The sequence below is a fragment of the Brevibacterium aurantiacum genome (assembly GCF_003932995.1).
Classification (GTDB): Bacteria; Actinomycetota; Actinomycetes; order Actinomycetales; family Brevibacteriaceae; genus Brevibacterium; species Brevibacterium aurantiacum.
Map to the genome: position 1 here is coordinate 1039899 of NZ_CP025333.1, position 18465 is coordinate 1058363.

At 64.0% G+C, this 18465-nt stretch carries 16 protein-coding genes; 13 read left to right on the plus strand and 3 right to left on the minus strand.

Features of this window, described 5'->3' with window-relative positions; all coding sequences use genetic code 11:
- Nucleotides 1-107: 107 nt before the first annotated feature.
- Complete coding sequence (gene cls, locus CXR25_RS04725; protein ID WP_069599669.1) at nucleotides 108-1586, plus strand: cardiolipin synthase; 1479 nt, start codon at nucleotides 108-110, stop codon at nucleotides 1584-1586.
- 45 nt (nucleotides 1587-1631) lie between these two features.
- On the opposite strand, the gene CXR25_RS04730 is transcribed toward cls, so the two are convergent.
- Nucleotides 1632-2453 carry an HAD-IIA family hydrolase gene (locus CXR25_RS04730; protein WP_009883381.1) on the minus strand — a complete coding sequence of 274 codons (822 nt, stop codon included), beginning with the start codon at nucleotides 2451-2453 and terminating at the stop codon, nucleotides 1632-1634.
- Between the two features lie 127 nt (nucleotides 2454-2580).
- Here CXR25_RS04730 and CXR25_RS04735 point away from each other — a divergent pair, with 127 nt between their 5' ends.
- The 12 genes from CXR25_RS04735 to CXR25_RS04790 all read left to right on the plus strand — a co-directional run bounded on the left by CXR25_RS04735 (nucleotide 2581) and on the right by CXR25_RS04790 (nucleotide 16837).
- Nucleotides 2581-2892 (plus strand): ArsR/SmtB family transcription factor, encoded by a 312-nt coding sequence (locus tag CXR25_RS04735; RefSeq protein WP_009883382.1) that lies wholly within the window; start codon nucleotides 2581-2583, stop codon nucleotides 2890-2892.
- 23 nt (nucleotides 2893-2915) lie between these two features.
- Nucleotides 2916-3401: an SRPBCC family protein gene (locus tag CXR25_RS04740; RefSeq protein WP_125240453.1), complete on the plus strand. Its 486-nt coding sequence runs from the start codon at nucleotides 2916-2918 to the stop codon at nucleotides 3399-3401.
- Nucleotides 3402-3560: 159 nt separating this feature from the next.
- Nucleotides 3561-4064 carry a MaoC family dehydratase gene (locus CXR25_RS04745; RefSeq protein WP_009883384.1) on the plus strand — a complete coding sequence of 168 codons (504 nt, stop codon included), beginning with the start codon at nucleotides 3561-3563 and terminating at the stop codon, nucleotides 4062-4064.
- 8 nt (nucleotides 4065-4072) lie between these two features.
- Nucleotides 4073-4876 carry an HpcH/HpaI aldolase/citrate lyase family protein gene (locus tag CXR25_RS04750; RefSeq protein ID WP_125240454.1) on the plus strand — a complete coding sequence of 268 codons (804 nt, stop codon included), beginning with the start codon at nucleotides 4073-4075 and terminating at the stop codon, nucleotides 4874-4876.
- A gap of 22 nt (nucleotides 4877-4898) precedes the next feature.
- Nucleotides 4899-5564, plus strand: a complete 666-nt coding sequence (locus CXR25_RS04755) for a peptide deformylase (protein WP_009883386.1) — start codon at nucleotides 4899-4901, stop codon at nucleotides 5562-5564.
- Nucleotides 5565-5631: 67 nt separating this feature from the next.
- Nucleotides 5632-6822 carry a hypothetical protein gene (locus tag CXR25_RS04760; protein WP_125240455.1) on the plus strand — a complete coding sequence of 397 codons (1191 nt, stop codon included), beginning with the start codon at nucleotides 5632-5634 and terminating at the stop codon, nucleotides 6820-6822.
- Entirely contained in the window at nucleotides 6815-7345 is a 531-nt protein-coding gene (gene msrA / locus CXR25_RS04765) for a peptide-methionine (S)-S-oxide reductase MsrA (protein ID WP_009883388.1), read from the plus strand. The genes CXR25_RS04760 and msrA overlap by 8 nt, the downstream gene beginning before the upstream one ends.
- Nucleotides 7346-8164 (plus strand): nitroreductase family protein, encoded by an 819-nt coding sequence (locus CXR25_RS04770; RefSeq protein WP_180959243.1) that lies wholly within the window; start codon nucleotides 7346-7348, stop codon nucleotides 8162-8164.
- Nucleotides 8161-9456 carry an MFS transporter gene (locus CXR25_RS04775; protein ID WP_009883390.1) on the plus strand — a complete coding sequence of 432 codons (1296 nt, stop codon included), beginning with the start codon at nucleotides 8161-8163 and terminating at the stop codon, nucleotides 9454-9456. Before CXR25_RS04770 ends, CXR25_RS04775 begins: the two co-directional genes overlap by 4 nt.
- A 200-nt stretch (nucleotides 9457-9656) precedes the next feature.
- On the plus strand, nucleotides 9657-13379 hold the full coding sequence (locus tag CXR25_RS04780) for an efflux RND transporter permease subunit (protein WP_236850659.1): 3723 nt from the start codon (nucleotides 9657-9659) through the stop codon (nucleotides 13377-13379).
- Between the two features lie 25 nt (nucleotides 13380-13404).
- Nucleotides 13405-14166, plus strand: coding sequence for a CPBP family intramembrane glutamic endopeptidase (locus tag CXR25_RS04785; RefSeq protein ID WP_069601289.1), 762 nt, complete (start codon nucleotides 13405-13407; stop codon nucleotides 14164-14166).
- Nucleotides 14167-14296: 130 nt separating this feature from the next.
- Nucleotides 14297-16837 carry a PhoX family protein gene (locus CXR25_RS04790; RefSeq protein ID WP_069599672.1) on the plus strand — a complete coding sequence of 847 codons (2541 nt, stop codon included), beginning with the start codon at nucleotides 14297-14299 and terminating at the stop codon, nucleotides 16835-16837.
- A 283-nt stretch (nucleotides 16838-17120) separates the two neighbouring features.
- Here CXR25_RS04790 and CXR25_RS04795 read toward each other — a convergent pair whose 3' ends face one another.
- Together CXR25_RS04795 and CXR25_RS04800 are read right to left on the minus strand one after the other, a co-directional pair.
- The gene (locus CXR25_RS04795; RefSeq protein ID WP_009883394.1) at nucleotides 17121-17765 is read right to left on the minus strand and encodes a VOC family protein; all 645 of its coding nucleotides are present in this window, start codon (nucleotides 17763-17765) and stop codon (nucleotides 17121-17123) included.
- Nucleotides 17766-17943: 178 nt separating this feature from the next.
- Nucleotides 17944-18429, minus strand: coding sequence for an inorganic diphosphatase (locus tag CXR25_RS04800; protein WP_009883395.1), 486 nt, complete (start codon nucleotides 18427-18429; stop codon nucleotides 17944-17946).
- Between the last annotated feature and the right edge of the window lie 36 nt (nucleotides 18430-18465).

The following is an 18465-nucleotide window of genomic DNA, read 5'->3' on the forward strand; positions in this document are numbered from 1 at the left end:
CCACGCTTCCGTACGGAAGTGCAGGTCCACCTCGGCGGGCGGTGCTGTCATCTGCTGGGAACAGGCTCAGTTAGTGTGGAACACAGAATCAGTCGAGGACAGAGAGGATGTACGTGGACTACAGCGTCGTGGCGTCGGTCCTGGGCGCGAGCTGGATCGTCATCGAATACGTGGTGAAGATCATCGCCGTCGGCGTCGTCCCCGAGGACCGCAGGCCCTCCTCGTCCTCGGCCTGGCTGCTGCTCATCCTGTTCGTCCCCATCGTCGGGATCCCGCTGTTCCTCATGCTCGGCAGCCCCTACATCAATCGGCGTCGGGCACGCATTCAGGCGCAGGCCGATGAGCTCATGCACGAGGGTGCCGACGACCTGCCCGACGTGCCCCCGTCGCTGCAGACTGCCCCCGGGTTCGTGTCGATCGCTCAGCTGGGGCGCAGGCTCACGGCTCTGCCGATGGTCACCGGCGACAGCCACGGTGTCACCAGCGACTACGAGGCCAGCATCAAGCGGATGTCAGAACTCGTCGATGAGGCGCGCGAATACGTGCACGTCGAGATCTACATCATGGCCTGGGATTCGACGACCGACGTCTTCTTCCGCGCACTCGAACGTGCCGCTGACCGGGGTGTGAAGGTCAGGGTCCTCTTCGACCACATCGGCTCGCGGAAGTATCCGGGATTCCACCGCCTCGGCAAGCGTCTGACCAAGGGCGGAATCGACTGGCACCTCATGCTGCCCTTCATCCCTTGGTGTGGGAAGGCCCGGCGCATTGACCTGCGCAACCACCGCAAGCTCCTCGTCGTCGACGGGAAGAAGGCGATGATGGGGTCCCAGAACATGATCGACTCCTCGTACCTGAAGAAGTCGAACGTGAAGATCGGCCGGGCCTGGCACGACATCATGGTCGAACTCTCCGGGCCCATCGTCGCCGCCGTCGAGGCCGTGTTCGCCACCGACTGGTACACCGAATGCGATGAGGCCTTGGGGATCAGGACCTATGATCGTGATGCCTACCTACCGGACGTGGGTGGGCAGACGAGCGCCATGCAGCTCGTTCCCTCGGGCCCGGGCTTCACCACCGAACCCAACCTCAAAGTCTTCACCTCGCTGATATACCTGGCGCAGAAGCGTCTGGCGATCGTCAGCCCGTACTTCGTGCCCGACGAGTCCCTGTTGGCCGCCGTCGTCACCGCCGCCGAGCGCGGCGTCGACGTCGAACTCTACGTCAGCGAACAGGCCGACCAGTTCATGGTCGACTTCGCCCAGGCCTCGTACTACCGGTCGCTGCTGGAAGTCGGAGTGCGGATCTTCCGCTACCCGAAGCCGCAGGTCCTGCACACCAAGTGCCTCATCGTCGACGATGAGTACGCGGTGATGGGCTCGTCGAACCTGGACATGCGCTCATTCGGCCTCAACTACGAGATCAGCCTGCTCACGACAGGCGGTGACCTCGTCCACGACATCGCCGAGGTGGTCGCCGAGTACCAGGCCGAGAGCAGTGAGCTCTCCCTCGACGAATGGGAGCAGCGACCCTACATCCGCCGCTACCTGGAGTCAGTCATGCGCCTGACTTCGTCACTGCAGTGAGTCGAGTTCGCTGAGGCGAGTTGGCTCGGTGTCCCGCGGGGCGCCTCAGGCGGAGCCGGTGGCGTCGGGTCCCAGTGAATCCCGCTGATCGAGGGGGACGTCGAGGAGGTCATGGACTCCGTTGACGATCTCGTTGGGGCGGAAGGGGAAATGGCGCACATCCTCGGCGGTGGAGATGCCTGAGAGAACGAGCACCGTGTGCATGCCTGCCTCCATTCCCGCAATGATGTCGGTGTCCATTCGGTCGCCGATCATTGCGGTGCTCACCGAGTGCGCGCCGATCTGATTGAGTGCGGAGCGGAACATCATCGGGTTCGGCTTGCCCACGACATAGGGGTCACGGTTCGTGGCCTTCGTGATGAGGGCGGCGATGGCGCCGGTGGCAGGGAGGACACCTTCAGGGCTGGGGCCGGTGGCGTCGGGGTTGGTCACGATGAAGCGCGAACCGCCCTGGATGAGGCGGATCGCCTTGGTGATCGCCTCGAAGGAGTAGGAATGGGTTTCGCCGACGACGACGAAGTCCGGATCCTTCTCGGTCATGATGAACCCCGCCTCGTGGATGGCGGTGGTCAGTCCCGCCTCACCGACGACATAGGCGGTGCCGTGCTCGACCTGGTTCGACAGGAAGTCTGCGGTGGCCATCGCCGAGGTCCAGATCTTCGACTCGGGAACGTCGAGGCCGTTCGAGCGGAGCCGAGCAGAGAGGTCTCGGGCGGTGTAGATCGAATTGTTCGTCAGTACCAGGTAGGGAATGTCGGCCTGACGCCACTGCGCGAGGAGCTCGGCCGCGCCGGGCAGGGGATTGTTCTCCTTGACCAGGACACCGTCCATGTCGGTCAACCAGCATTCGATCGAGTCGCGGTCCATGTCTCTCCTGAAGATAGTCGGCGAGCCCTTACGGCTGTCTCCTAGCCTAGTCGGGTTTGAGCGAAAACCCTTGACAGCTCATCACACCGGCGTATTGTAGTAATCCCTTAATTAAGGAAGTGCTGAAATGAACTTGAATGCTCTGTTCGGTGCTCTGGCCGATCCGACCAGGCGGGCGATGGTCGATCGTCTGCGCGACGGTGACCTCAGCGCCGGAGACCTCGCCGAACCGCTGCCGATCAGCCGATCGGCGGTCTCACAGCATCTCAAGGTGCTCGAGGACGCGGGGCTGATCACCCGGGTCAAGAGCGCACAGCGACGAATCGTGCATCTCAACACTGGGCCGCTGTCGGCCGCAAACGAGTGGCTGATGGCAGCACACGAGGACTGGCAGCAGCGATTCGACAACCTCGACCAGGTATTGGCCGAGGAGAAATGATCGACTCAAGGAGGAGAATCATCATGAACCACAACAGCACAGCCGCCGACACCGCGCAGCCGACGACGGAGGAGCCCGGCTTCACCATCGTGAGAGACTTCGCCGCACCACGAGACCGTGTCTGGGAAGCCTGGACCAATCCCGATGTCATTGCCCGCTGGTTCCATCCGGAAACATTGGTCACGCCACGAGAGTCCGTCAGCGTCGACCTGCGCGTCGGCGGTCTCTACACCTACACCATGCGCATCGAGGAGACAGGACAGGAATTCCCCACCGCGGGCAAATGCCTGGTAATCGACGCGCCTCACCGGCTCGACTTCACCTGGGGAAGTCCCGACGATGTCGACGACGCTCCGCAGGTCAGCGTCGTGTTCGAGGAGATCGATGCGAACACCACCCGGATGACGTTCGCTCTGACCGGCATTCCCAACGACTCCGGCTCCGACGCCAGCGCCTACGACGGCTGGAACTCCGCCTTCAACGTATTCGAGGCCGAGATCGCCAACTGAGATCGCCAACCGTGCTGCTCGGGTGAAATCGGCAGCTAAGCCGGCCGCAGGCAGTCAGGATCCCACGCAGGGACCCTGACTGCCTGCCGTCGGGCGGCAGACGATAAGCTCGCATCACGACAAGTGGTCAGAGACACACGTGACACAGAGGAGTGACGCATGAGTGAGCAGAAGGTCATCGAACAACGAGGTCTGTGGCTGGACGAGATGGAAGTCGGCGCGATCTACAAGCATGCACCGGGCCGGACCATCACCGAGGCGGACAACACCTGGTTCACCGCCGTGACCATGAATACGCAGGCCCTTCACCTCGACGCGGCCTTCGCAGCGACAGAGCCCTTCGGCCAGCGCCTCGTCAACTCGATGTTCACACTCTCCACCCTCATCGGCCTCTCGGTCACGCAGCTGACGCAGGGCACCATCGTCGGCAATCTCGGCTTCTCCGAGGTCGCCTTCCCGGCCCCGCTCTTCCATGGCGACACCCTGTATGCGGAGACGACGATCCTCGACAAACGCGCGTCGAAGTCCCGTCCCGGCCAGGGCATCGTGACCTTGGAACACCGCGGCTACAACCAGGACGGAACGCTCGTGGCCAAGGCCGTGCGCCAGACCATGATGTTCGACTCCAGCCACGCAGACACAGCGCCCGAGACAGGAAAGTGAGCACCACGATGACATTGGAATTCAAACCGGCCTGGCTCTTCGTCCCAGGTGATCGCCCCGACCGCTACACAAAGGCCGCCGAACGCTCCGACATCGTCATCCTCGATCTCGAGGACGCCGTCAACGACGGTGACAAAGCCGCTGCCCGCGAGTCGATCATCGACTACCCCTTGGACCCCACCCGTACGGTGGTGCGCATCAATGCTCGAGATTCGGACCACCTCGGCGAGGATCTGGCGATGCTGGCGAAGACCGACTACACGGCCGTCATGCTGCCGAAGGCCGAGCACGCCTCCGACCTCACGGTCCTCGCCGACTACCAGGTCATCGCCCTGATCGAGACGGCACTGGGTGCCGTCAACGTCGCCGAGATCGCCGCCGCTGCCAACGCCTACGCACTGATGTGGGGATCCGAAGACCTCATCGCCGACCTCGGCGGGGGATCCTCGCGCACCGCTGATGGCAGCTACCGCGACGTGGCCAAACACGTGCGCAACTCGACCCTCTTGGCCGCCCGCGCCCACGGCAAGTTCGCCCTCGACTCGATCTGGGCCGACATCCCGAACCTCGAGGGCCTGGCTGAGGAGGCCGAGGACGCCGTCCAGTCCGGTTTCAGCGGCAAGGTCTCCATCCACCCCAACCACGTCCCCGTCGTCCGCGATGCCTTCCGCCCCAGCGAAGAGCAGCTGACCTGGGCGAAGGCCGTGCTCGAACTCGCGAAGTCCGAGAAGGGTGCGTTTGCCTACGAGGGCAAGATGATCGACGCACCGCTGCTCAAGCACGCCGAGCTCATCGTCGCCCGCGACGTCTGATTGAGCTGACAGCGTCATGCCCATGAACGATGCCGATGCCCACGTCGCCGCCCAGATCCGCGCCGTCCTCGCCGCCGCTGAAGCAGGCGGGGGAGTGGCCCCGATCGTCGAAGCCGGCGATCCGATCCTGCGGCAGACCACCCGTCCCTTCGACGGGCAGGTCGACGACGCGGAACTGGCCCAACTCGCCGAGGTGATGCGGGCAACCATGCTCGCCGCACCTGGCGTGGGGTTGGCCGGGCCGCAGGTGGGCATCGGTCTGTCGATGTTCGTCGCAGAGGATCCCGGCAGCCTCGACCCGGAGACCGCCGAGGTGCGACAGCGGTCCCCGATGCCCCTGCGCGTCGTCCTCAACGCCGAATACACCCCCGCCACCTCGGAGAACGTCGCCTTCTTCGAAGGCTGCCTGTCGATCCCCGGCTACCAGGCGGTCGTCGCCCGACCGCGCTCGATCGAGCTCACCGGCGTTGATCTCAACGGCACGCCCATCGCCGAGGTGGTCGCCGGATGGTCGGCACGCATCGTCGCCCACGAGACCGATCACCTCGACGGCATCATGTACCTCGACAAAGCAGAGATGCGATCCCTGTCGACGAACACCTCGGTGGCAAAATTCTGGAACCAACCCTCGACCCAGCAGGCGGCCAGCGAGCTCGGATTCACTCTGCCCAGTTCGATGCTCCTCTGAGACCGGAGAACTCGCCTTCCGGGGCGATTCCCATGATCGGCACAAGCAGCCATGTTTCGATTGACGCATGCATCTTCCCGATATCTCGCCTCGTCATCGCAGTCTTGTCCGTGCCATCGCCGTTGCCGGAACCAGTGCCCTCGCTCTGGTGCGCAGCCGTGACTTCGCGCCTGAACACGATCGTGCGGCACGCTTGGGCAATGCGGTTGCCAATGCGGGGCTGACCTGGATCGTTGGAACGAAGGCCTTCGCGGGACCGCTCGACGGTGAGTTCGACTTGGGTGCAGTGTGGGGGCCTGGCGAGGAGGACGAAGGACAAGCCGTCCGGTACTCGACGGTGGACCCGAGGGAGCAGGCGGAGAAGGCTCAGTCCTTTCGCAATCTCACCACCGCGTTTGCCTCCGGTGCCTTCAGCTGGGCACTGTGGCACCCGACCCAGAACTTCGCCGATACGATTGACGCCAAATTTCCTACCGGTTTCGGGCGAGGACTGGGCGCAGCGGCCAGCGGCACGTTCGTCGCCGCTTGTGCGGCCCTCCTCGACAAGTTCGAGGAGCACGACCAGATCGAGGACCTGGAGTACGCTCCGGTCGAGATCGAACTGCCGGAGCATATCCGCGGAGCAGTCAATCAGCTGCTCGCACAGCCGCATCCGGTCTCTGCCGAAGCCGCCGATACGGCGCGAGCACAGTTCAAATCCGCACGATTCTTCGTGTGGGTGACCTATTCGCGCACACAGCATCCGGGCGATGAACCCATCACCCTGGATGCGCGGCAGCTCGCCGAACTGCTGCGCGACGAGGATGTCTCGAACATCGACGTCTACCCAGAGGCGTCGTCCGCACTGATCGTCCCGGCACAGCAGACTTACCCCGTCGTCGGCACCCAGGACGCAGATGCGTCGGCGCGACTGGAGCTCACGCTCGACATCGTCGATGGTCGTCTCAGCAGTCTCAATCTCTTCGGCACCGATGCCGACTCACCGCCCCGGACGTCCGCCGAACTGTCGACTGCGGCGAAGTCAGGGACGCTGCATCCGCTCGGTCTCGGCGGTGACAGGGTCGGCTATTCGAGCAGTTTCGAGGTCGAGGATGAGGAATTCGACGACGGGCCACTGACTCTCGCCCAGTGGCCTGAGCCCAATCAGCTGACCTTCGTCGCTGACCGCACCAACTGCCACCACGAGCACCAGCAGCAGGCACCGGGTGCGGAAGCGGGAATAACTGGCACACATCATGGTTGTACGGAATATGAGTGAACTTCGTACCCTGACTCTGGGCGCCGGATGCTTCTGGTGCCTCGACGCCGTCTACCAGCGGACCACTGGAGTCACCTCGGTGATCTCCGGATACACCGGAGGCCATACGCCGAACCCGCACTACCGCGAAGTATGTTCCGGCACGTCTGGCCACGCCGAGGCGCTTCAGGTGACGTTCGATCCCGAGATCGTGCCCGAAAGCGTGATCCTGGGCCTCTTCTTCACCGGGCACGACCCCACGAGCCTCAACGCTCAGGGCTATGACGTCGGCACCCAGTACCGGTCGGCCATGTTCTACGCCGACGAGGAGGAGAAGGCGCGCTTCGAAGCCGCCATCGCCGAGGCACAGGGACTCTTCGAGGCTCCGATCGTCACGACCCTTGAGCCTTTGGGTGTCTTCCACACCGCCGAGGCTGTCCACCAGGACTTCTACACCGAGAACCGCAACAACGGGTACTGCCGTGTCATCATTGATCCGAAGCTGTCCCATGCACGGGAGGCGTTTGCGGAATGGGTGAGCTGAATGTCGAAGAAGGCGGGCAAGAAGAGGCGTCAGAAAGACGTCGGCGCCTGTGATGTGACGAGGGATCGCGTGCGCGCGCACTTCCTCGACGGCCAGACCGGCCCCTGGGCGAGGAAGCTGGGCGCAGAGCCGTCGGCGACGGACTCTGCGCCATCGACAGACGCTGAGGCTTCGGCATCCTCTTCATCAGAGACAGCGGCGTCGGCGGCGTCCCGTCCGGTGGGCCCGGACTATTCTGTGCCGAGTTCGATCGACATCGTCGCTGACCCCGTTCTGCACGCGATCTCCACTCGTCGGTCCATCTCGAAGCTCGGTCCGGAGACTCCCAACGACGCCGATCTGCGAGAACTCATCCATGCAGTCTCCTCGGTCGCCGACCACAAAGGGCTCAAGCCCTGGCGGTTCATCATCATCCGCGGACACGATCGGAACCGCCTCGGCGAGGCCCTCGACGAAGCAGGAAACGTCCAGCGCAAGACCGGTGAGATCAACGAGAAGCCGCTGCGGGCAGAACTCCTCTTGGCCCTCGTCGCCTCCCCACAGGACAACCCGAAGGTCCCCGAATGGGAACAGCACGCCACGGCCGCCGGGGCAGGTCACCTGCTCGAGCTTGCCCTGTGGCAGGCCGGCTGGGGCGTCATGTGGCGCAGCGGAAACCTCACCAACGAACCTGCCGTGCGCAGACTCCACCGACTGAAAGAGAGCGAACTGCTCATGGGCTGGCTCTACATCGGTGCGGTCCCCGAACGCTACCGACAGCGTCTGCCCAACAGCACTCGGCCGCTGCCGGACCCCGAGCAGTTCCTCGATACCCTGTGACAGACAACGATGACGCGCAGTTAGAACCGACTGCTTCCTCACGCAGACTCCCGAAGGAGATCTACGTCCTCGTCGCCGCGGCCTTCATCGTGGCGTTGGGCTACGGCATCATCGCCCCTGTGCTTCCGCAGTTCGCCGCGAGCTTCAACTTCGGAGTCACCGCCGCCACGATCGTCGTCTCCTCCTTCGCCTTCTTCCGGTTCGTCTTCTCACCCTCCTCCGGTCGCCTCGTCGACGCCTTCGGAGAACGCCGCATCTACATCTCCGGCCTCCTCATCGTCGCCGCCTCCACCGCGGCCGTCGCCTTCGCCCAAAGCTACTGGCAGCTGCTCGTCTTCCGCGGACTGGGTGGAATCGGGTCCACGATGTTCACCGTCTCCGCCATGGCCCTGATCATCCGGTTGGCACCGATCGACGCGAGAGCCAAGGCCTCGAGCACCTATGCCACGGCCTTCCTCGTCGGCAATATCGCCGGCCCCGTCCTCGGCGGAGCGATGGCCGGGTGGGGCATGCGCATCCCCTTCATCATCTACGCCGTCGGTCTCCTCATCGCCGCCATCGTGGTGCGCATCTTCCTCGCCTCCACTGCCTCGGAAGGCTCCTCGACCAAACTCGGTCGCGCTCGCCTGGAGGCGACGAAGGACGAGACGCAGATGGAGGTGATGACGTTCAAACAGGCGTGGGCCGACTCTGCCTACCGCGCTGCTCTGATCTCCGCGTTCGTCCAGGGCTGGTCGGCCATGGGCATCCGTGTGGCCATCTACCCGCTCTTCGCCATCCAAGCGCTGCGGGCAGACACCGCGGTCGCCGGTCTGGCGCTGACCATGTTCGCGATCGGCAACGCCTCAGCAGTCACCGTCGTCGGCAGATTCGCCGACACCTATGGGCGCAAACCCTTCATCCAATGGGGGCTGCTCGTCCTCGGTGTGAGCACCTCCGCCCTGGCGTTCACCGACTCGATCTGGCTGTTCTTCATCCTCTCCGTCGTCGCCGGCATCGGTTCGGGGCTGGCCAACCCCGCTCAGCAGGCCACGGTCGCCGATGTCATCGGCCGCGATCGCAAGGGCGGCCGTGTCCTGGCGAAGTATCAGATGGCCCTCGATGCGGGAGCCATCCTCGGACCCATCATCGCCGGAGTCGTCGTCGATCACTTCGACTACTCCTGGGCGTTCATGCTCACCGGAATCCTCGGTATCTTGGCCGCTGCCTACTGGTTCACAGGTCGTGAAACCCGGCCCCGCGTGGTGCGCAAAGCAGAGCAGAACGAGCGGATCGACGACGATCTGAGCTGAGTCTCACGGCACGCGTACACGCTGCTTATCAGCGCGCGGGTAATCAGTTCGTCTGCACAGGTACACGCTGCTCGTCGGCACGCAGGCACTCAGGGTCTGCTCACGTGATTTGGATAGTGTGAATCACTAGTATTGGTTCACGGAGCACCATCCCCCTGCAGTCGATCTCTGCGGGTGCACACCGACTAGAGAGTCACCACGTGAGTTTTCTGACCCGTTTGAGTCTGCGAAATCGTGCGCTCATTGCGCTCATTTCCGTCGTCGCCATCATCTTCGGCATCATCGGGGCGGGAGCTCTCAAACAGGAGCTCTTCCCCTCCCTCGAAAACCCCCAAGCCACGGTCACCTCCTCGTACGAGGGCGCAACCCCGGAGGCCGTCGAACAAGAGGTCACCGACCCCCTGGAAGGTGCGCTGACGGCGCTGCCAGAGGTCGAGGACATGACTTCGACGTCCTCGGCGGGCAGTTCCTCGATCACCGTGAGCACCAAGTACGGCGAGGACTCCGACGACGTCGTCAAGTCCCTCCAACGCGCGGTTTCGCAGGTCCAGGCCACGCTGCCCGAGGGTGTCGAACCCACCGTGAATACGGCCGGAACCGATGACATTCCCGTCCTCGCGCTGTCCGTGACCTCGGACGCCGATGAGGACAAGCTCGCCGCCAACCTCGAGGACATCGCCGAACCCGAGCTGAAGAAGGTCGACGGCGTCTCACAGGTCATGATCGCCGGTGCGAAGACCAAACAGGTCGAGGTCACGATCCGTCGTGACGACCTCGAAGACGAGGGAGCCAACCTCGACGAGATCGCCGGCATCCTCCAGTCCAACGGCATCCCCACCTCGGCGGGCGAGCTGAAGAGCGATGAGGGCACGGCACCGGTCGAGGTCGGAACCCGCATCCGCTCCGTCGATGCCATCAAGGATCTCGTCATCAGCGGCAAGGACGACCCGATCAAGCTCTCCGACGTCGCCGACGTCAAGATCGAGAACCAGCCCGTCGAATCGATTTCGCGCACCAACGGCCAGCCCTCGCTGTCGGTGTCGATCATGAAGGAATCCGACGCCAACACCGTCGACGTCTCCGCTGCCGTGTCCGAGAAGCTGCCCGAACTCGAGAAGTCGATGGGGGACAACACCGAGTTCGTCTCCGCCTTCGATCAGGCACCATTCATCGAACAGTCGATCCACGATCTGCTCGTCGAAGGCGGACTGGGACTGTTCTTCGCGGTCCTCGTCATCCTCGTGTTCCTGCTCTCGGTCCGCGCCACCATCATCACAGCGATCTCGATCCCGCTGTCTCTGCTCATCGCCATGGTCGGTCTGTGGATGGGCGGGGAGACCCTGAACATGCTGACCCTGGGTGCGCTGACGATCTCGGTCGGACGCGTCGTCGACGACTCGATCGTCGTCATCGAAGCCATCCGACGACGGCACGCCTCGGGCGGTGAGAAGTTCGCGAACATCCTTGCCGCCGTCTCCGAAGTCTCCGGCGCCATCACCGCATCGACCCTGACGACCGTTGCCGTGTTCCTGCCGCTGGCCTTCGTCTCCGGCCAGACCGGCGAGATGTTCCGCCCCTTCGCCCTGACCGCGACCATCGCCCTGCTCTCGAGCCTGTTCGTGGCACTGACCATTGTGCCCGTCCTCGCCTACTGGTTCCTGCGGCAACGTGAGGCCAAGGTCAAGCTCACCCGCGCGGAGAAGAAGGAGATCCGGCGCAGCCGCAAGGGGATGCTCTCCGAATGGCGCAGCGAGAAGAAGGCCGCAAAGAAGGCCTCCAAGAAGCAGGACATCCTCACCGCCGGCCGTCACGATGAGCCGAGCACCGAGGCGACCACTGCCGGTGCCGCCACCGCCTCGGCGGAGCCCCACTACGGTGCTACCGATGAGGAAGCAGGCGAGGTCGATGAGCTTGCTGGCATGCATTCTCCGGTGACACGGCTGCAGAAGACCTACATGCCGGTCATCTCGTTCTCCACCAAACATCCTGTCGTGATGATCCTGGTCGCCGTCCTCCTCCTCATCGGGACGGGAGCGATGGTCCCGCAGCTGAAGACCGAGCTCTTCGGCGATACCGGTCAGGACAGTCTGCAGGTCTCGCAGACCTTCGACCCCGGCACCGATCTCGATGAGGCCTCGCAGCAGGCCGAGCCGGTCGAGAAGATCCTCGAGGACAACAGCGACGTCGAGTCCTATCAGCTCTCCGTCGGTGGAAGCACCTTCGGGTTCACTGACGACTCGTCGATCACCGGCACCTACATCATCACCTCCAAGTCGGGAGTCTCGGCGCAGTCGATCTCTGACGAGCTGCAGAAAGAGTTCGACGATCTCAGCGACGTCGGGCAGGTCGAGGTGCAGAGCCAGAGCTCGACGCCCGGAGCCCAGACGATCGACGTCACCCTTTCGGCCTCGGATGTCAAAGAGCTCGACGACGCCACCAAGACCGTCACCGACAAGCTCGAAGGCGTTCCCGGGACTCAGTCGGTGACCAGCGACCTCGAAGCCGTCCAGCCCGTCATCGAGGTCAAGGTCGATCATGAGAAGGCCGCCGAGGAGAACCTCACGGAGGCCTCGATCGGTCAGTACGTGCAGCGGGCGATGCACGGCCAGAACATCGGCGAAGTCGTCATCGACAACGTCTCTCACTCGGTGCTCCTCTTCGACCGCAACGCCGACACAGTCGATGAACTGCGCGACCTCAAGATCCCCGGCAAACCGGAGGAGACGGCGCCCGCTGGTGGCGCTGCCGGTGCCGCTGGTGGAGCAGACGGTGGTGCCGGAGCTGCGGGCGGTGCCGGTGGAGCCGAAGGCGGCGCGGATGCGTCCGGCGGTGCTGGTGGTGCCGGTGGAGCCGGTGCCGGTGGTGACGCTGGCGCGGCCGGTGATCCGGGCGCCATGGCAGGTGCTCCGGCGCTGACGTCTGAGCCTCGGTTCATCGAACTCAGTGACGTCGCCGAGGTGAAAGAGGTCAAGACCGCACCGACGATCCGTCACACGGACTCGCAGCGTTCGACCACGGTATCGGTGACCCCTGCAGGCGATGACCTGGGAACGGTGTCGGCCGATGTGCAGTCGGCACTCAACGACGTTGATATCCCCGACTCGGTCAGCGTCGACACCGGCGGTGCCACGCAGGAGCAGAACGAAGCGTTCTCCCAGCTGGGACTTGCGATGCTCGCCGCGATCCTCATCGTGTTCGTCATTATGGTCGCCACGTTCAAGTCGCTGCTGCAGCCGCTGATCCTGCTGGTCTCGATTCCGTTCGCGGCCACCGGCTCCATCGCGCTGTCGCTGCTGACTGACACTCCGCTGGGTCTGACCTCGATGATCGGTCTGCTGATGCTCATCGGCATCGTGGTCACCAACGCGATCGTGCTCATCGACCTGATCAACCACTTCAGGGCTCGAGGCGTTGATCTGCGGGCGGCGATCGTCCACGGTGCCCGGTTGCGTTATCGTCCGATCCTGATGACCGCGGCAGCCACGATCTTCGCGCTCGTGCCGATGGCGCTGGGTCTGACCGGCGGGGGAGTGTTCATCTCGAAGCCGCTGGCGATCGTCGTCATCGGCGGCCTCATCAGCTCGACCCTGCTCACGCTCATCCTCGTGCCCGTCCTCTACCTCCTGCTCGAAGGAGCCAAGGAACGACGAGCGGAGAAGAAGCACGTGAAGAACATGGCCCGTGGCCAGGTGCTCGACGTCGCCGAGGCGAGAGCCGGGGAGCGCACGGACACGACGCACCGCGCCGACTCAGGCAAGGAGAGGGAATCCACAGCCGAGGCGGGGTCAGTGGCCACGGCCGAGCCTACTGCCGGCGGCGAACAGGATGAGCGGGGCGAGGCGTCATCGTCGGCTTCGGACACCGCGGTTGAGCGTCCTGACCACGATGAGGGCCCCGACACGGGCGAGGAGCCGAAGCACTGACACCTCGCCCATTACAGTGGGATCCATGATGACCGAGCTCGCACCACAGGACAAGAAGCGCCTGTGGTGCGAGCTCGTTCTCGTTGCGGCGCTCTCGCTGGGCCAATCAGCGGTCTATGCGATTGTGCGACTGGCCGACATCACCACGCGTGGCCCGATCAGCGAAGCCCAGGCGAAGCTCAACACCTCGATATCGCCACGCCCGGGCTTCGACCTCGTCTACCAGATCCTCGACATCGGCTTCACCCTCGTGCCGGTGCTCCTGGCGCTCTACCTGCTGACCCGCGACGCGGACGCGCCGCCGCTGAGCATTCGGCTGGGCGTGAACGGCCAGAGGGCGAGGGACCTCGGTCGCGGAACTCTCATCTTCGCCATCATCGGCCTCGGCACCTTGGCCGTCTACGCGGGCGGCAGGGCACTGGGGATCACGGCCGAGATCCAACCGGCCAACCTCGGCGATCATTGGTGGACCATTCCCGTGCTCATCCTGGCAGCGGCGAAGAACGGCATCGTCGAAGAGGTCATCATCTTCGGTTTCGGGGCCGAACGTCTCCAGCGCCTGGGCTGCGGGACATGGCCGATCATCATCAGTCTGGCAGTCTTCCGCGCCAGCTACCACCTGTATCAGGGCATCGGACCATTCATCGGCAACGTCGCCATGGGCATCATCTTCGGGTGGTACTTCATGCGCAGAGGCAGGCTGATGCCGCTGGTGTGGGCACACTTCATCATCGATGCCGTCGGATTTCTGGCACCGGGGATCCTCACCCTCGTCGACATCGGCTGAACTGGTTCATGCGCAGTTCATCGAGCAGTAGTGCTGGGTCCAACTGACCCTGAAAGTCTCGACCTGGTGAGCCCGACTCCGCTTCGCGAGGCAGGGCCGACAGACCCGATCTGAGGAGACAACCGAACCGATGGCACCCCTACGTGAACTTCTGCCTATGGCCGACCACGTCCGTGGCAAGCGCAGCCCCGTCACTTGTGCGCTCAAATGCGACAACGCGTGCACGAAGGCGATCTGCAACACTTCGTCCAACAGCTACTTCCGCGACATCGTCGGGACGCAGCTGTCCCGTCGGGCAGCGCTGGGGGCATCGGCGGCAGGAGCACTGGCCATCGCAGTCACGAGTGCACCGAGCCCGACGTCACGTGCGGCCGCGGCAGCAGCAGGGACCGGAGGTACCCTCGACTTCACCGCGATCGAGCCGGTCCAGCACGAGGTCGACGAGTTCATCGTCCCCGAGGGCTACTCCTGGCACCCCGTCGTCCGGTGGGGCGACCGGCTGTTCCCGGACGCACCGAAGTTCGACCCCGAGAACCAGAGCGTCGAATCCCAGCGCCGTCAGTTCGGGTACAACAACGACTACCTCGCGATCCAGGTCGACGAGAGCGGCGACGGCAACCGGGCTCTCCTATTCTCCAACCAGGAGTACACGAACGATGCGATCATGTACCCCGACAGCATGGACAAGGCCACCCAGAGGGCCATCAGCCGCGACGCACACGGGCTGACGGTCGCGGAACTGGTCCGGTCAGATGAGAGGTCTCCGTGGAAGGTCGACGTCAACGGTGCCAACAATCGCCGCTTCCTCATCGACACCGAATACGCATTCACCGGGCCGGCGGCCGGCTCCGATCTGCTGCGCACGAAGGACTACCCAGGCGGCGATAAGGCTCAGGGCACCCTGGGCAACTGCTCGGGTGGTCTGACCCCGTGGGGCACGCTGGTCTCCGGCGAGGAGAACTTCAACTCCTACTTCAAAGCGCAGGGCACCTCGGCGGCCGACAAACGCTACGGCCTGACCAGCGAGGCCTCAGCCAACGGCTGGGAAGCCGATGTCAAGCGCTTCGACACGAACAACCCCGGCTACGCCAACGAAGCGAACCGGTTCGGCTGGATCGTCGAGGTCGACCCCCGGGATCCCGAATCGACTCCGCTCAAGCACACCAGTCTGGGACGCCTCAAACACGAGGGTGCGAACATCACGATCGCCGATTCGGGTCAGGCCGTCGCGTACATGGGCGATGACGAGAAGTTCGACTACCTCTACAAGTTCGTGTCCAAGGGCAAGTACATTGAGGGCGACCTGTCCCACAACATGACGCTGCTGACGGAGGGCGATCTCTTCGTCGCGAAGTTCACGGGCAACTCCCCGAAGGGCGAGATCGACGGCAGCGGTGAGGTGCCGGCCGATGGTGAGTTCGATGGCAGCGGGCAGTGGCTGCCGCTGATCAAGGACGGCAAATCACAGGTCTCAGGCATGGCCATCGAAGAGGTGCTGGTCAACACCCGACTGGCGGCCGACAAGGTCGGGCCCACGAAGATGGACCGCTGCGAGGACGTCGAACCCAACCCCGTCAACGGGAAGATCTACGTCGCGTGCACGAACAACTCGGACCGGGGTGTAGACGGCAAGGCCGTGGCCGACGAGGCGAACCCGCGCACCGAGAACCGCGACGGACACATCGTCGAACTGACCGAACGCGGCGGGGACCACACCGGCACTGAGTTCGACTGGACGCTGCTGCTGGTGTGCGGTGATCCGAAACAGGGAGACACGACCTACTTCTCAGGTTTCCCCGCCGACCAGGTCTCTCCGATCTCCTGCCCCGACAACGTCACATTCGATTCGGCCGGCAACCTGTGGATCTCCACCGATGGTGCCCCCGACGGCATCGGCTACTGCGATGGACTGTTCAAGGTCACCATCGAAGGCGAACAGCGGGGCCGCGTCGAGCAGTTCCTCTCCGTCCCGCGTGAGGGCGAGGTCTGCGGACCACTTGTCCACGATTCCTACAACTCGGCGTTCGTGGCCGTCCAGCACCCCGGCGAGGACGGAGAATGGTCGGATCAGCACTCGCAGTTCCCCGACTACGTTGATGCCACGGACGTCGACAAGGGCGTGGCCGCGCTTCCCCGCCCGACTGTGGTCCAGGTGATCAAGGGCAGCGGTGAGGAGCCCACCGATCCTCCGACCGAGGATCCGACCGATCCTCCGACCGAGGATCCGACCGATCCTCCGACCGAGGATCCGAAGGACGCGGGCAAGGACGCGGATGCCGAAGGCAATGAGGACGGCTCGTCCGACGGGTCTGACGGCGGCTCGTCCGAGGGCTCGAAGAGCGGCTCGCAGGACGGTGCCAAGGATGCAGCTGCGGCGGCCGGAGCTGCAGGCGCGAGTGATGCCGGTTCGAACGGCGGATCGGGCTCCGGCGGATCCGGTGGTGGCGGTTCAGGATCCGGTGGGTCCGGTTCGGGCGCGAACGGCGGATCGGGCTCCGGAGGTGGCGGTGAGCTGCCGCGCACCGGCAACGACAGCACGCTGCCGCTCCTCGGCGGAGGCGCCGGTCTGCTCGCCGCGGGTGGTGCGATGGCAACTGCCGCACATATGCGCAAGAAGAAGTCGGTTGAGGGCACCGAGGACGACCTCCCCTCGGAGTCCGCAGAGGTCTGAGCCGACGAAGCCAGGCGCTTGAGTGGTCGTTTTGTGCTGAAAGCAGCTCGGATTTCAGCACAAAACGACCACTCTTCGTCTGTCTCGAGAGCCGCTCGTCTTCCCTAGGAGCCGCTCCTCTGTCTCGGGAGCCGCGAAGCAGAAACGTTGAGGGCAGCACACCGATTCGGTGCGCTGCCCTCGACGTTGTGCGGCGTCAGTCATGACGCGGCTGTTCGGCTCCGTCCCGCGAATGCTGCCCGGCGAATGCCGAACAGTGCCGAACGGTCAGGCCTACAGCATCTCAGATGATGACGGGACCGTTCTTGGCGGTCTCGAAACTGATGGACATGATGCCGGGAGTCCCGTGCGGCGCCGACCAGTCGATGTGGATCTCCGGGATCGGCTTGGGATCCTGTGTCCCCAGCCAATCGCGCAGTCGGTCACGATCCCCGGCGATCTGCAGGGTATCGATGGCGACGTCGCCATTGGTCTTGTAGGACGAAGGGTGCTGGGACGAGTCGGCAGCCCACTTGATGAAGAACGGAAGCTGGGGGTCGGCGATGAGCCCCTTGATTCCGATCTGCAGCCACTTGAGTTCCAGACCTGATTCTGGGGTGCGGTTTCCGTCGACGGCCTTGCGTTCGAGACGGGTCTCCACTCCGGCGAGGTCATCGACCGAGACGCACCAGCCCATCCAGCCGCCGCCGAGCTCGGAACGAGCTCGGACTGCCTGGCCGAAGGGTGTTGACAGCGCGGCCGGGTGCTCCAAGGCTTCGACGACTTCGAGGTAATGACCGTTCGCGAGGGGGAAGATCAGATTTCTGGTACCGAATCGAGGATGCACGCCACCGTCGTAGGGAACCACACCGAGCTTCTCCGAGATTCTCTCGGCAGTCGCTTTGTACCCGTCTGGTTCGCTGGCGAAGGACACATGATCGAGTTTCATGTCTCGACAATCGCATAACCTGGCTCACACTTCTCATTAGGATCACCTAAGTAGTGCGTCACTCCAGGTGCGACAGCCGCGGGTCTGGTGAATGCAGAGACCGCCCGGACGATGACGTCCGGACGGTCTCTGAACTCGGGACGAGGGGATGCTTCACACCACCTCGGCGAGGGTGAACTCAGTGAGACTCTTTGAAGCGCTTGATCGAGGCCTCGACCTCAGCCTCGGCCTCGGCGCGGCCCACCCAGCTGGAGCCCTTGACGAACTTGCCGGGCTCAAGGTCCTTGTAGCGGGTGAAGAAGTGCTCGATCGAATCCAGGGTGAACTGGTCGACGTCGCCGATGTCCTGGTAGCTCTCCCACCGGGGGTCGCCAGCGGTGACGCCGAGGACCTTGTCGTCGCCGCCTGCTTCGTCTTCCATCTTGAACATGCCGATGGGGCGCACATCGATGAGGACGCCGGGGAACAGCGGTTCGGGCAGCAGGACGAGCACGTCGAGCGGGTCACCGTCGTTGCCCAGGGTGTCTTCGAAGAAGCCGTAGTCAGCGGGGTACTGCATCGAGGTGTAGAGGTAGCGGTCGAGCTTGACCCGACCGGTCTCGTGGTCGACCTCGTACTTGTTGCGCGATCCGCGCGGGATCTCGATTGTGGCCAAGAGTTCCATAGTGCTCCTTCAAGCTAGGGTTGCATCACTAGAATA

Bases quoted from the DNA above. Each gene is read 5' to 3' on its own strand.
- CXR25_RS04760 (WP_125240455.1), top strand. From the start codon at position 5,632: ATGCATCTTCCCGATATCTCGCCTCGTCATCGCAGTCTTGTCCGTGCC.
- CXR25_RS04730 (WP_009883381.1), bottom strand. From the start codon at position 2,453: ATGGACCGCGACTCGATCGAATGCTGGTTGACCGACATGGACGGTGTC.
- CXR25_RS04750 (WP_125240454.1), top strand. From the start codon at position 4,073: ATGACATTGGAATTCAAACCGGCCTGGCTCTTCGTCCCAGGTGATCGC.
- CXR25_RS04735 (WP_009883382.1), top strand. From the start codon at position 2,581: ATGAACTTGAATGCTCTGTTCGGTGCTCTGGCCGATCCGACCAGGCGG.
- CXR25_RS04745 (WP_009883384.1), top strand. From the start codon at position 3,561: ATGAGTGAGCAGAAGGTCATCGAACAACGAGGTCTGTGGCTGGACGAG.
- CXR25_RS04740 (WP_125240453.1), top strand. From the start codon at position 2,916: ATGAACCACAACAGCACAGCCGCCGACACCGCGCAGCCGACGACGGAG.
- CXR25_RS04770 (WP_180959243.1), top strand. From the start codon at position 7,346: ATGTCGAAGAAGGCGGGCAAGAAGAGGCGTCAGAAAGACGTCGGCGCC.
- cls (WP_069599669.1), top strand. From the start codon at position 108: ATGTACGTGGACTACAGCGTCGTGGCGTCGGTCCTGGGCGCGAGCTGG.
- CXR25_RS04800 (WP_009883395.1), bottom strand. From the start codon at position 18,429: ATGGAACTCTTGGCCACAATCGAGATCCCGCGCGGATCGCGCAACAAG.
- CXR25_RS04785 (WP_069601289.1), top strand. From the start codon at position 13,405: ATGATGACCGAGCTCGCACCACAGGACAAGAAGCGCCTGTGGTGCGAG.
- CXR25_RS04790 (WP_069599672.1), top strand. From the start codon at position 14,297: ATGGCACCCCTACGTGAACTTCTGCCTATGGCCGACCACGTCCGTGGC.
- msrA (WP_009883388.1), top strand. From the start codon at position 6,815: ATGAGTGAACTTCGTACCCTGACTCTGGGCGCCGGATGCTTCTGGTGC.
- CXR25_RS04755 (WP_009883386.1), top strand. From the start codon at position 4,899: ATGAACGATGCCGATGCCCACGTCGCCGCCCAGATCCGCGCCGTCCTC.
- CXR25_RS04795 (WP_009883394.1), bottom strand. From the start codon at position 17,765: ATGAAACTCGATCATGTGTCCTTCGCCAGCGAACCAGACGGGTACAAA.